Source organism: Oricola indica (assembly GCF_965227485.1).
GTDB classification, from domain to species: Bacteria; Pseudomonadota; Alphaproteobacteria; order Rhizobiales; family Rhizobiaceae; genus Oricola; species Oricola indica.
In genome coordinates, this window is the sequence record NZ_OZ245747.1 from 2,024,954 (window position 1) to 2,036,720 (window position 11,767).

At 63.3% G+C, this 11,767-nt stretch carries 11 protein-coding genes; 4 read left to right on the forward strand and 7 right to left on the reverse strand.

Annotation, left to right across the window (positions count from 1 at the left end):
- Positions 1-2 precede the first annotated feature (2 nt).
- Complete coding sequence (locus tag ACQK2M_RS10265; protein WP_425417716.1) at positions 3-539, reverse strand: TRAP transporter small permease; 537 nt, start codon at positions 537-539, stop codon at positions 3-5.
- 123 nt (positions 540-662) lie between these two features.
- Positions 663-1,763 carry a TRAP transporter substrate-binding protein gene (locus tag ACQK2M_RS10270; protein ID WP_425417717.1) on the reverse strand — a complete coding sequence of 367 codons (1,101 nt, stop codon included), beginning with the start codon at positions 1,761-1,763 and terminating at the stop codon, positions 663-665.
- A 459-nt stretch (positions 1,764-2,222) separates the two neighbouring features.
- Here ACQK2M_RS10270 and ACQK2M_RS10275 point away from each other — a divergent pair, with 459 nt between their 5' ends.
- Positions 2,223-3,830, forward strand: a complete 1,608-nt coding sequence (locus tag ACQK2M_RS10275) for a GMC family oxidoreductase (RefSeq protein ID WP_425417718.1) — start codon at positions 2,223-2,225, stop codon at positions 3,828-3,830.
- A gap of 75 nt (positions 3,831-3,905) precedes the next feature.
- Here the strand turns inward: ACQK2M_RS10275 and ACQK2M_RS10280 are convergent, their stop codons facing one another.
- The 3 genes from ACQK2M_RS10280 to ACQK2M_RS10290 form a co-directional block, all read right to left on the reverse strand.
- Entirely contained in the window at positions 3,906-4,733 is an 828-nt protein-coding gene (locus tag ACQK2M_RS10280) for a bifunctional allantoicase/(S)-ureidoglycine aminohydrolase (protein ID WP_425417719.1), read from the reverse strand.
- A gap of 143 nt (positions 4,734-4,876) precedes the next feature.
- The gene (locus ACQK2M_RS10285; protein ID WP_223475554.1) at positions 4,877-5,320 is read right to left on the reverse strand and encodes an acyl-CoA thioesterase; all 444 of its coding nucleotides are present in this window, start codon (positions 5,318-5,320) and stop codon (positions 4,877-4,879) included.
- Positions 5,320-6,480 carry an iron-containing alcohol dehydrogenase gene (locus ACQK2M_RS10290; RefSeq protein ID WP_425417720.1) on the reverse strand — a complete coding sequence of 387 codons (1,161 nt, stop codon included), beginning with the start codon at positions 6,478-6,480 and terminating at the stop codon, positions 5,320-5,322. Before ACQK2M_RS10290 ends, ACQK2M_RS10285 begins: the two co-directional genes overlap by 1 nt.
- Before the next feature lie 157 nt (positions 6,481-6,637).
- Here ACQK2M_RS10290 and ACQK2M_RS10295 point away from each other — a divergent pair, with 157 nt between their 5' ends.
- Positions 6,638-7,615, forward strand: coding sequence for a quinone oxidoreductase family protein (locus ACQK2M_RS10295; RefSeq protein ID WP_425417721.1), 978 nt, complete (start codon positions 6,638-6,640; stop codon positions 7,613-7,615).
- 7 nt (positions 7,616-7,622) lie between these two features.
- Here ACQK2M_RS10295 and rbsK read toward each other — a convergent pair whose 3' ends face one another.
- Positions 7,623-8,543, reverse strand: coding sequence for a ribokinase (gene rbsK, locus ACQK2M_RS10300; protein WP_425417722.1), 921 nt, complete (start codon positions 8,541-8,543; stop codon positions 7,623-7,625).
- Positions 8,544-8,611: 68 nt separating this feature from the next.
- Positions 8,612-9,256, reverse strand: a complete 645-nt coding sequence (locus tag ACQK2M_RS10305) for a TetR/AcrR family transcriptional regulator (RefSeq protein ID WP_425417723.1) — start codon at positions 9,254-9,256, stop codon at positions 8,612-8,614.
- A gap of 337 nt (positions 9,257-9,593) precedes the next feature.
- Between ACQK2M_RS10305 and ACQK2M_RS10310 the strand changes: the two genes are divergently transcribed.
- Together ACQK2M_RS10310 and ACQK2M_RS10315 are read left to right on the forward strand one after the other, a co-directional pair.
- A complete protein-coding gene (locus tag ACQK2M_RS10310) occupies positions 9,594-10,700 on the forward strand; it encodes a sugar ABC transporter substrate-binding protein (RefSeq protein WP_223475549.1) in 1,107 nt (368 codons plus the stop codon).
- Positions 10,701-10,797: 97 nt separating this feature from the next.
- Positions 10,798-11,763, forward strand: coding sequence for an ABC transporter permease (locus ACQK2M_RS10315; RefSeq protein WP_425417724.1), 966 nt, complete (start codon positions 10,798-10,800; stop codon positions 11,761-11,763).
- The last annotated feature ends 4 nt before the right edge of the window (positions 11,764-11,767 follow it).

The window sequence follows — 11,767 nt, forward strand, 5'->3', positions numbered from 1 at the left end:
GGTTAAAGCGCCGGCGTTTCGCCGGGATGGTGCTGGATTTCATCGTCATCGCGCGGACCGGACCGGATCTGCAGCAGGATGATGCGGGCGACCTGCAGCATCATCAGGGCACCGCTGACCGGGATCGCCATGTAGGGGATGCCCTTGCTGATGCGCAGGGCAGGGGTTTGCTGCGCCCAGTTGGAGATCGCGAGGTCCGCGCCGAAATAGGTCATGATCCCCAGAAAGACGATGACGACGATATTGTTCAGGATCGTGATCCGGTGGCGGTTGTTTCTGCCGAAGGCGCTGACCACGACGGTAAAGGCGACATGCGCCTTTTCGCGAAACGCGACGGACGCACCGAGGAAAGACGCCCAGATCAGGGAATAGACGCTGAACTCTTCCGACCAGATGATCGAGAAGTTGATGACGTAGCGAAAGAAGACATTTGCGATGACGGTGACAGTGATCGCCGCCATGAGGACGACGATCAGACGCCGCGTCCACGCATCGAAGACGTCGGCGAGGCCGACGATTGCCGTTGTCAGACTGCCCATAAATCCGTTCCGTTTTTCCGGCCGGAGGGCGGGATGTCGCCCCGACAACGGCCGCGTTTCATCGTCGCCGACTCAAAGGCCGGGCGGTGAAGCCCGACCTTGAAGTCGCCGTGTACGAGATTGTTATCCCTTGAAAATCTCGTCGATGGAACGGTCCTGCATCTCGAGGATCTGTTTGACGAGCGCCGGGTCGGCCTCGCCTTCCTTCACATTGTTGTCCCAAACCGGCTTGGTCGCCTTGACGAAGAGATCCATTTCCTCGGCGGTCGGCGTGTAGCGCTCGATGCCTTTCTCGCCCATGATCTTCCAGGCCTTTTCGACCGCCTGGGTCGCCTGTTCACGCTGCCAGGCGACGGTCTGGCGGCTGGCTTCGTCGATGACGTTCTGGAAGTCGGCCGGAAGGCCGTCATAGGCGCCCTTGTTCATGACGAGGTTGTTGTAGGTGTACATGTACTTGGTCTCGGTCGCGTATTTGAGAACCTCGTACTGGCCGGACGCCTGGATGAGATCGTCGGCATTGCCCGTGCCATCGACGACGCCCTGCGCCAGCGACGGGATCACCTCGGCCCAGGACACCGGCGTCGGGTTGGCGCCCTGCGACTCGATGATCGCGATCTCGATCGGGCTGTAGGAGGTGCGGACCTTCTGACCCTTCATGTCGGCCGGCGTGTGAACCGGGCGGACATTGTTGAAGTAGTTGCGGAACCCGTAGTCGTGGACCTGCAGCAGCTTCAGACCGACCTTCTCGACCTCGCCGGAAATGTACTGGCCCGGCGCGCCGTCGATCGCGCGGTAGGTGTCCTCCTTCGTGAGGAAGATGTAGGGCAGTTCCGTCGCGCGGAAGGCGCTGGTGAAGTTGGAGAAATTGGTCGCGGCGCAAGTCGCGAACTCCCACAGACCGTTGACGCAGCCTTCGGTTCCCGGGACATCGACGCCGCCGAGCGACCCGCCGGCAAAGGGCTGGATTTCCATTTCGCCGTTGGTCATTTCCTTGACCAGATCCGGGAAATACGAAAACGCCGCGTCGGTCGAGTGCCAGCCACGCTTGGTGGAGATGCTCAGGCGCATCTTGATCTTCGGTGCCGACCACGCCCGCCGGGACGACGTGAGAACGCCGCCGCTGATGAGTGCTGCCGTGCAGAGCGTCGATGAGCCCTGCGTCAGGAAACGCCTGCGGCTGATGGACGACGCCGTTGCGGTACCGGTCTTCTTGCTATGCTTCATGGTTCAGTCTCCTCCCTGTCATGATGCGGTACGGCTTGCGGCCCGTATTCGGCGGCGCAACCGTTTGATGATGTCGAGATACTTCGGTCTCCGGATCGGCTGGTCCCATCGCGAAACGATGCGTCGGGACGCATCGGCCATGGTGCCGAGATCGGGTGACCTCATGCATGGCGCTGCCCGTCGTGACGGTCACGAAGCGCCGTGCTGCAGAGCTCCTATTTTCCTCAATGGTCGGCTGAAGGAACCTCCGGAAATGCAATCATTATGTCTTATATAAGATATAAATCTACAAGAATTGTCAACTCCCCAGCACCCGGTGTGAACCGACACATGCAAGCCGGTTTCGGCAGGAAAAAATCCTTCGCCTTCATGCCCTCCGGCGGTGACGAAAAGCGGTGGTTTTCCGGTTCACGCGCGGTGTAGGCTGCATTGGCCGGTTTGCGATCTGGAGGAGGTTCGATGGTTGGCCAGGCAATTTCCGTCGACGAATATGACTTCGTTGTCGTCGGCGCGGGGTCGGCGGGGTGCGTGCTGGCCAACCGGCTGAGCGCCGATCCGGCCAACAAGGTGCTGCTGCTGGAAGCGGGCGGTTCCGACAACCGTTTCTGGGTCCATGTGCCGGTAGGCTATCTCTATTGCATGGGCAATCCCGCCACTGACTGGTGTTACAAGACGCAGCCGGAAGACGGGTTGAACGGACGTGCGCTGAATTATCCGCGCGGCAAGCTGCTCGGCGGGTGCTCGTCGATCAACGGCATGATCTACATGCGCGGCCAGGCGCGCGACTACGACCAGTGGCGGCAATTGGGCAATACGGGCTGGGGCTGGGGCGACGTGCTGCCCTGGTTCCGCAAGTCCGAACGTCACTACGGCCCGGCTGACGATTTCCATGGTGTCGATGGCGAAATGCGGGTCGAGAAGCAGCGCCTGAACTGGCCGATTCTGGAAGCCGTTTGCGATGCGGCCGAGGAGATCGGAATCGCGCGGACCGAGGATTTCAACAGGGGGGACAATGAAGGGGCCGGTTATTTCCCTGTGACGCAAAAGGGCGGCGTGCGCTGGAACGCGCGCAAGGCGTTTCTCGAACCGGCGCGCAAACGGCCCAATCTGCGCGTCGAGACGAATGCGCATGTCGAACGGCTGGTCCTCGACGGCAGACGGGTGAGCGGTCTCGTCTTCTCGCAGAATGGCGAAACGAAGCGCATCGCGGTCCGGCGCGAAGTCGTCATGGCCGCCGGCGCGATCGGAACGCCTCAGATATTGCAGCTTTCGGGACTTGGCCCCGCCGGCGTGCTGAAGCAGCACGGAATCGAGGTTGTTCACGAATTGCCGGGCGTCGGCGAAAACCTGCAGGATCATCTGCAGATTCGCACGATCTTCCGGATTTCGGGCGCGCGGACGCTCAACGAGATGTCGCAGAGCCGGTTCGGGCAGGCGCGGATCGGGCTCGAATATCTGCTCATGCGTTCCGGGCCGATGGCGATGGCGCCGAGCCAGCTCGGCATCTTCACGAAATCCGATCCGTCCTTCGAAACGGCGAACATAGAATATCACGTCCAGCCACTGTCGCTCGACGCGTTCGGAGAGCCCTTGCACGCCTTCCCGGCGATCACCGTCTCGGTGTGCAATCTGCGGCCGGAGAGCCGCGGGACATGCCATGTCGCGAGCGCGGATTTCCGCGAAGCGCCGGCGATCAAGCCCAATTACCTGTCGACGCAGACGGACCGCCGCGTGGCGGCCGATTCCATTCGCCATGCCCGCCAACTGATGGCGACCCGTCGCATGGCCACCTTCGCTCCGTCGGAGATCAAGCCGGGCGCCGCGATATCCAGTGACGAGGATCTGGCGAGAGCCGCGGGCGACATCGCCACGACGATCTTCCACCCGGTCGGAACCGCCAGGATGGGGTCCGATCCGATGGCCGTTGTCGATGACCGGCTAAGGGTTCACGGGATCGCGGGACTGCGCGTCGCGGATGCATCGATCATGCCGACCATCGTCTCCGGCAACACGCATGCGCCCGTCACGATGATCGCCGAAAAGGCCGCGGACATGATCCTCGGCTGAGGGAATCGGGCGGAAAGCCATGCTTCGCCCGAACGATTCCCGCTCTGTCTACGAGGCTGACATGTGCCTGAGCCGCTAGAGACGCAATTTCGGGTGCCGGTTGACGTCCTTGTAGAGGAGGTAGCGGAACGGCCCCGTGCCGCCGGCATAGCAGGCCTGCGGACAGAAGGCGCGCAGCCACATGAAGTCTCCGGCCTCCACCTCGACCCAGTCCCGGTTGAGCTTGTAGACGGCCTTTCCCTCCAGCACATAGAGGCCGTGCTCCATGACATGGGTTTCCTCGAAGGGGATCACGCCGCCGGGGCGAATGGTGACGATGTTGACGTGCATGTCGTGGCGCAGATCTTCCGGATCGACGAAGCGTGTGGTTCCCCATGCGCCTTTCGCCCCGGGCATCGGCTCGACATCGATATCCTTGTCGTTGGCGACGAACGGTTCCGGCGCGTCCAGCCCATCCACCGCTTCGTAGGACTTCCTGATCCAGTGAAAGTTGACGGGTTCGCTGCCCCGGTTGACCACGCTCCAGCGGCATCCGGCGGGCAGGTAGGCATAACCGCCGTCGGTCAACGCGTGCTCCTGTCCCTCGATCGTGAGAGACAGTTCCCCATCGAGAACGAACAGCACCGCCTCGGCACCGGGATCGGGTTCCGGCGTCTTGCTTCCGCCACCTGGCTGCGTCTGGACCAGATATTGCGCGAAGGTCTCGGCGAAGCCGCTGAGCGGGCGCGCGAGAATCCAGACTTCGGTCTTGTCCCAGAACGGCAGTTTGCTTGTCACGATGCTGCTCATGACACCGCGCGGGATGACGGCATAGGCATCCGAAAAGACCGCGCGTCCGGTCATCAATGCGGATTGCGGCGGCAGGCCGCCATCCGGTGCGCGATATAGTCTCTCTTCGGCCATCTGATGTGTTTCCAGTTTGTTTTGTTTTTGTCAGGGGCGTTGCCGGCGCATCGTCGTCGCGGCCGGTCCGGCTTTCCGCTCAGTGTGGCGGGTACGGGGCCGTGGACTATGCGGGCGCGGTAACCCGTTCTCCGCTATAGGTTTCAGGCGTTCGGCACAAGCCGGGCAAGCACCTCGCGACGTGCGTCATCGACGGGCGCGGGTCTGCGGGTGGCGGCATCGACATAGACATGGACGAAGAAACCTTCCGCCGAGGCCGTGTCTTCGTCATTGCGGAAAAGGCCTATTTCGTAGCGTACGGAACTCGTACCGAGCCGCGCGACGCGGATGCCCGCCGTCACGATGTCGGGAAACGCCATCTCCGCGAAATAACGGCAGCCGGTTTCGACGACCAGGCCGATAGTCTCGCCGGCATGCGGATCGAGCACGCCGTTTTCAATCAGCCAGCCATTCACCGCCGTGTCGAACAGCGAGTAGTGAACCACATTGTTCATGTGGCCATACATGTCGTTGTCCATCCAGCGGGTGTGGATAGTGCGGAATTCCCGGTAGTCGCCGCGCGTGGATGGGGTCGGGCGGTCGCTCATCACCATGCCGCCTTGTAGATCGTGAGCGCGTCCGCCTCGGACAGTTCGCGCGGGTTGTTGACCAGCAGGCGCTGCTGCAGCATCGCATCGGCGGCCATCCTGGGCAGGGCATCCTCCGGTATCGAAACCTCGCGCAGACGCGCCTGCATGCCGAGCCGTTTCGACAGGCCGGCAAGTTCCTCGATGAAATCGGCGCACAGCGCCTGGTCGCCGGTCTCCCGGTCCAGATGCGGAAAGGCGTCATGGGCGATCTCGGCATAGAGCGACGCGGCGGCGGGCGCGTTGAAGCGCAGCACATGCGGCAGCACAAGCGCGTTGGACAGGCCGTGCGGAACATGGAACGTGCCGCCGATCGGATAGGCCAGCGCATGGACGGCGGCGACCGGCGAATTCGCGAAGGCCTGACCGGCGAGCATCGAGCCGAGAAGCATCGCGCCGCGCGCTTCGACATTGCGGCCGTTCGATACCGCCGTTTCGATGTTTGCGCCGAGCAGGCGCAGCGCCTCGCGGGCCAGAAGCTTCGACAGGGGATTGTTGTTGGCGCTCTTCGAGGCATAGGCCTCGATGGCGTGGACCATGGCGTCGACGCCCGTTGCCGCGGTGATTGCGGGTGGCAGGCCGAGCGTCAGGTCGGCGTCGAGCACGGCAATGTCGGGCAGGATGACGGGGGAGGAGACGCCCCGCTTTTCCTCCGCGCCGACGGTGATGATGGAGACCGGCGTAACCTCCGATCCGGTGCCGGCGGTGGTCGGCACGAGCACCAGCGGCAGGCGAGGGCCCTTCGCATTGCCGACGCCCCATGCGCCGTCGATCTCTTCGCCCGAGCCGAGCAGAAGGGCGGAAAGCTTGGCGATGTCGAGCGACGACCCGCCGCCGAAACCGACAACGCCCGTGACGCCATTCTCGCGCCCCGCCTTGACGGCGTCCATGAGGGTCGAAAGGCTCGGATCGGCCTCCACCCGGTCGAAGATCGTCACCTTGATGCCGGCTTTCTCGAGCGAGGCGATGGCCGGGTCGCACAGGCCGAGCCCGCGCAAACCGGGATCGGTGACGAACAGGCATGTCCCGCCGACAAGGCTCCCGGCGATTTGAGCCAGTTCCGCCGCCGCGCCGGGCCGGAAGACGAGCGATTTCGTCGTGTTGAAAATGAAAGGTTCCATGGGCTTCCCGCCGTGCTTGACCCGCCATCGACCGCAGCGGTTTCAGGGCCATGTTTTACGAAGGGGAACGGGTGAGCGGCAAGAAAAAGCTTCCGGGCTTTCTCCGGGCGGGAAATCCGCTAGTTTCCCCGCAACATTCAATTTGGAGGAGATCGGCATGAAAGCCAGGACGATCGTCATCGAGGAAACCGGCGGACCGGAGAAGCTGAAACTCGTCGAGCGGGAACTGGGTGAGCCGGGGCCCGGCGAAATCCTGATCAGGCACGCGGCCTGCGGGGTCAACTTCATCGACGTCTATCATCGTACCGGGCTTTACCCGATGGAGTTACCGGCGGCGATCGGCATGGAGGGCGCGGGCACGGTCGAGGCAGTGGGCGCGGGTGTGGAGCATCTCAAGCCCGGCGACCGCGCCGCCTATGCCGCGCAGCCGCCCGGTGCCTATTGCGATGCACGCATCATGCCCGCATCGCATGTTTGTCCGCTTCCCGATGGCGTCACTTTCGAGGATGCCGCCGCGCTGATGTTGAAGGGGATGACGGTGGAGTACATGTTCCACCGCACGACACCGCTTTCCGCCGGCGACACGGTTCTGTTCCACGCAGCTGCCGGCGGGGTCGGCACGATTGCCTGCCAGTGGGCGAAATCGGAAGGGATCACGCTGATCGGCACTGCGGGCTCGGAGGAGAAATGCCGAATGGCGCTCGAAAACGGCGCGAGCCACTGCATCAACTACCGCACCGAGGATTTCAAGGAACGGGTGCGCGAACTGACCGGCGGGCGTGGTGTCGATGTCGTTATGGACGGCGTGGGCAAGGACACGTTTGCCGATTCGCTCGACTGCCTGCGGCCGCTCGGCATGATGATCTCGTTCGGTAACGCTTCGGGACCCGTGCCGCCGGTCAGCCTGCTCGATCTCGCCGCGAAGGGATCTCTGAAGCTCACCCGGTCGACGCTTTTCACCCATATCGCCGACGCCGATACATGCCAGGCGATGGCGCGCCATGTCTTCGACAAGGTGGTCGCCGGCGACATCCATGTCCGGGTCGATCAGCGGTTCCCGCTCGAGCAGGCAGGCGAGGCACACCGCGCGCTCGAAGCCAGGAAGACGACGGGATCGACGATCCTCGAACCCTGAGCCGGCGCTAGCGCGCCAGCAGCGCCTCGATCTCTTCGCGCATCGGCATGGAATTGGCCGCGCCGGGCCGTGTAACGGACAGGCCTGCCGCCGCCGATCCGAACCGCACGGCGTCGACCGGATCATCGCCTCGCGCCAGGGCCGTTGCGAACGCGCCGTTGAAGGCGTCGCCGGCACCCGTCGTCTCGTGGACAGGTCCCGCGTCGAATGCCGGAACATGCACCGAGCGTTCGCCGTCGTGATAGAGCGCGCCGCGTGCGCCGAGCGTGATGATGGCTGCGCGCGCGCCGGCCGCCATCAGGCCGTCGGCGGCGCGGCGGGCGTCGTCGAGCGACGTCACGGCGATCCCGGTCAGGCCTTCCGCCTCGGTCTCGTTCGGCGTGACATAGTCGCAATAGCCCAGCATGCCATCCGGCAGGCTGGCGGCCGGGGCCGGATTGAGGATCGTCGTGGTGCTTGCCTCGCGCGCCATGCGCAGGGCGTGGAAGGCCGCGTCCATGGGCTGTTCGAGCTGGGTCATGAACACGCGCGCCGAGGAAATCTCGTGCGACCAGGCATCGATATCGGCCGGCGAGATCGTTTGCGCGACGCCGGGACAGATGATGATCGCATTGTCGCCGGTGGCTTCCTCGACGAAGATATAGGCCGCGCCGGTATAGGCGTCGTCATGCTGCGTGATGACCGGCGTGACGCCGGCATCCGCCCAGGTCTTCAGCGCCATTTCGGCGAAGGTGTCGCGGCCGAGCCTGGTCAGGAAGCGCGCGTCGCCCCCGGCGCGCGCGGTAGCCACGGCCTGGTTCGACCCCTTGCCGCCGGGGCCGAGCGCGAAACTGTTGCCGAGCAGCGTTTCGCCCATGTTCGGCGGACGGTCGGCGCGAAAACAGGCATCGGCGACGAAGACGCCGAGAATAACAATCGAAGCGGTCAACTCATTCCTCGCTCAAGCGTCGCATCCGCGACCGGGTGTGTGGAGCATCGCTTCCCGGACTAACGAGGTCAATCGGCGCAGACAAGTCGCATGATCGTTTCCATGTTGAACCGCAGTCGCTCGTCGAGGGCTTCCGGGCTCATCAGGTCGCGTTCGTAGATGATCGTGCCGGTGAAGCGGTTGGTGAGATAGTAGTAGCCGATCGCCGCGATGGTGATGTTGAGCTGGACCGCATCGATGCCGGAGCGGAAGACGCCCTCCTTTTCGCCGCGTTCGAGCAGCCGGGCGACCATGTCGAGGAAACGCTGGCTCAACTGGTGGACCAGTTCGGATTTCTTGAGGTGCTTGGCCTTGTGGAGGTTCTCGCTGTTGACCAGCGTGATGAATTCCGGGTTCTTCAGATAGTAGTCCCAAGTGAATCTGACGAGCGTTTCGAGCGCCGCTTTCGGGTCCATGTGATCGAGGTCGAGCTTCTGCTCGGCGGTGCGGATGTCGCTGTAAGCGTCTTCGAGGACCCGCTGGAACAACTCCTCCTTGGAGTTGAAATAGTGGTAGATCATGCGCTTGTTGGCTTTGGCGCGTTCGGCGATCACATCGACGCGCGCGCCGCCGAGGCCGCTCTTGGCGAACTCCTTCTTGGCGGCGGAGAGAATCCGCTTCTGTGTCGCGTCGGCATCGCGCGCTTTCGGCTTTGCTTTCGGGGCGCTGGTCATTGGGTCTCCTCGGGCCGTATGGGCAAAATACGCCGGTTTTTCTCGATTTGGGAAGTTTCACGGCTTTGTCCCCGTCTGTTTTTCCCAATTTTCAGCCCCACCTCCCGGAGGCTTCCGGCTCTCGATATCATTACTAACCAGATGGTTACATAGCAATTTGTCGCGTGCTTCACGAGCCTTGCCGCGCACGGTTCGGGACAGGATACAAAATCTTCTGGACATAAGTAACTAGATAGTGCATTAACGGGCAGCCCCGGATGACGCGGAAATTGTTTTTCCGGGAGCGGAGATCAAGCCGGACCAAGGCGTCCCGGCGGTCAACTCAAGGGAGTGAGGCATGTCATTCATCAAGAAATTCATCGAGCGCGAAACGCTCAATCGGCGTAATTTCCTGCTGGCTTCCGCCTATGGAATGGGCGGCGTGGCGGCACTTGGTGCGTTCGGTCCGGGCGTGGCGCGGGCGGCCTACAGCGATCCGACGATCGCGTGGAGCTACCGTAACCGCACGAACCCGTACTGGAACGAGATCGTTTCGGGCGGCGAGGCCTTCGTGGAAAGCCTCGGCAAGTCGAAAGACGCGCTTACGCACCTGATCAACGAAGGATCGTCGGAAAAGTCTCTGGCCGACGTCAAGGCGCTTCTCGCCAAGACGAACGGCGAACTGGCGCTTGCCATCGACACGAACGACGCGCCGAACTGCCGTCCGATCGTCGAGGCGGTCGCGGGAGCCGGCGGCTACGTCTCCACGATCTGGAACAAGACCGACGACCTGCATCCCTGGGATTTCGGCGACAACTACGTCAGCCACATGACCTGGTCGGACGAGGGGCCTGCCGAGCAGACTGCGCGCATCCTGCTGGACGCGATCGGCGGCAAGGGCGGTATCGTCCATCTCGGCGGCATCGCGTCGAACAACCCGGCCATCGAACGCCTGAACGGGCTGAAGAACGCGCTGAAGGATTATCCGGATGTCGAGCTTCTGGACGCGCAGCCGGCCGACTGGGACACGCAGAAAGCCAATCAGATCATGTCGTCCTTCCTCACGCGCTACGGCGACGAGATCAAGGGCGTGCATTGCGCCAACGACACGATCGGCTACGGCGTTCTCGAAGCGCTGCGCGCCGAGGGCATGTCGATCCCGATCGTCACCTATGACGGCAACCCGCAGGCGGTCGAACTGGTCGCCAAGGGCGAGATTCTGGCAACCGTGTTCACCAACCCGCATTGGGGTGGCGGCATCACGGCCTCGCTCGCCTATCACGCGGCGACCGGCGCCTTCAAACCGTCGGAAGAGCCCCATGAGCATCGCGAGTTCTACGGCCCGACCATCCTGATCACGCCGGACGACGCGGTGGAGTTCAAGAAGAACTACATCGAGAGTGTGCCGACCTACGACTGGACCGACTTCTGGGGTCCGGCGGGCGGCCAGATCATGTACAAATGATCTCCCGGGCGGCCGCCGCGACAGGCGGCCGCTTCGCCCGGGATCCGCAAGCCGGCATCCCGGGCCGATTGTTTCTTGCTACGCCCTGGAGGAAAGCGTGCGCAGCTACCTGACCCGGGACGCCCTCGTCAAATGGGCTCCCGTCATCGTCCTGATCGTCCTGGTCCTTTTCTTCGCCCTGATGGAGCCCCGCTTCTTTTCGGTGCGCAACTTCGCGCGCATCGGCATCAGCTCGGCGCCGGCCCTGATGATCGCGCTTGGCGTGACCTTCATCATCATCATGGGATCGATCGACCTCTCCATGGAGGGGACGGTCTCGGTCTGCGCGGTGGCGTTCGCATTCGCCTTTATCGCCATGGGCGGGACCCTCGCGAGTTTCGCCTGGCTGGCGCTGCCGCTGGCGCTCGTCGTCGGCGCTGCGGTCGGGCTGATCAACGGGCTGGTGCATGTGAAGCTGCGAATACCCTCCTTCATGGCGAGCCTCGCCATGGGGTTCGTCGGTACCGGCTTCGCGCTGTTGCTGACCGGCGGTGACCGCATCCGCGTCGAGGACGAGCTTTTCCGCTCTCTCCTGACGGTCCGGTTCCTGAATTTCCCGATCATGGTCTATGTCGCGCTCGGCTTCCTGCTGATCGCCTGGTTCATCCAGAGCCGCACGACGCTAGGGCGCAATTTCTACGCCGTCGGCGGCGGTGAGGAGCTCGCCCACTCGTCCGGCCTCAACGTCAATCGCGTACGGCTGATGGGGTTCACGCTCGCCGGCATGTTCTATGCCGTCGGTGCGCTGCTGGCCGTCGGACGGATCGGTATCGCCGAGACCGCGACGGGCAATAATTTCATGTTCGTTTCCATCACCTCGGTGGTCGTTGGCGGCACGGCGCTGTGGGGCGGCATCGGCGGGGTGTGGAACACGCTGGTCGGGGTGTTGATCGTCAACGTGATCAATAACGGCATGGTCGTCATCGGCCTGCCCGGATACGTGCAGGACGGCGTGCTCGGCATCCTCGTCATCATTGCGGTGGTGCTGTCCACCGACCGCAAGTCCGTGACCTTCGTGAAGTAGGGGC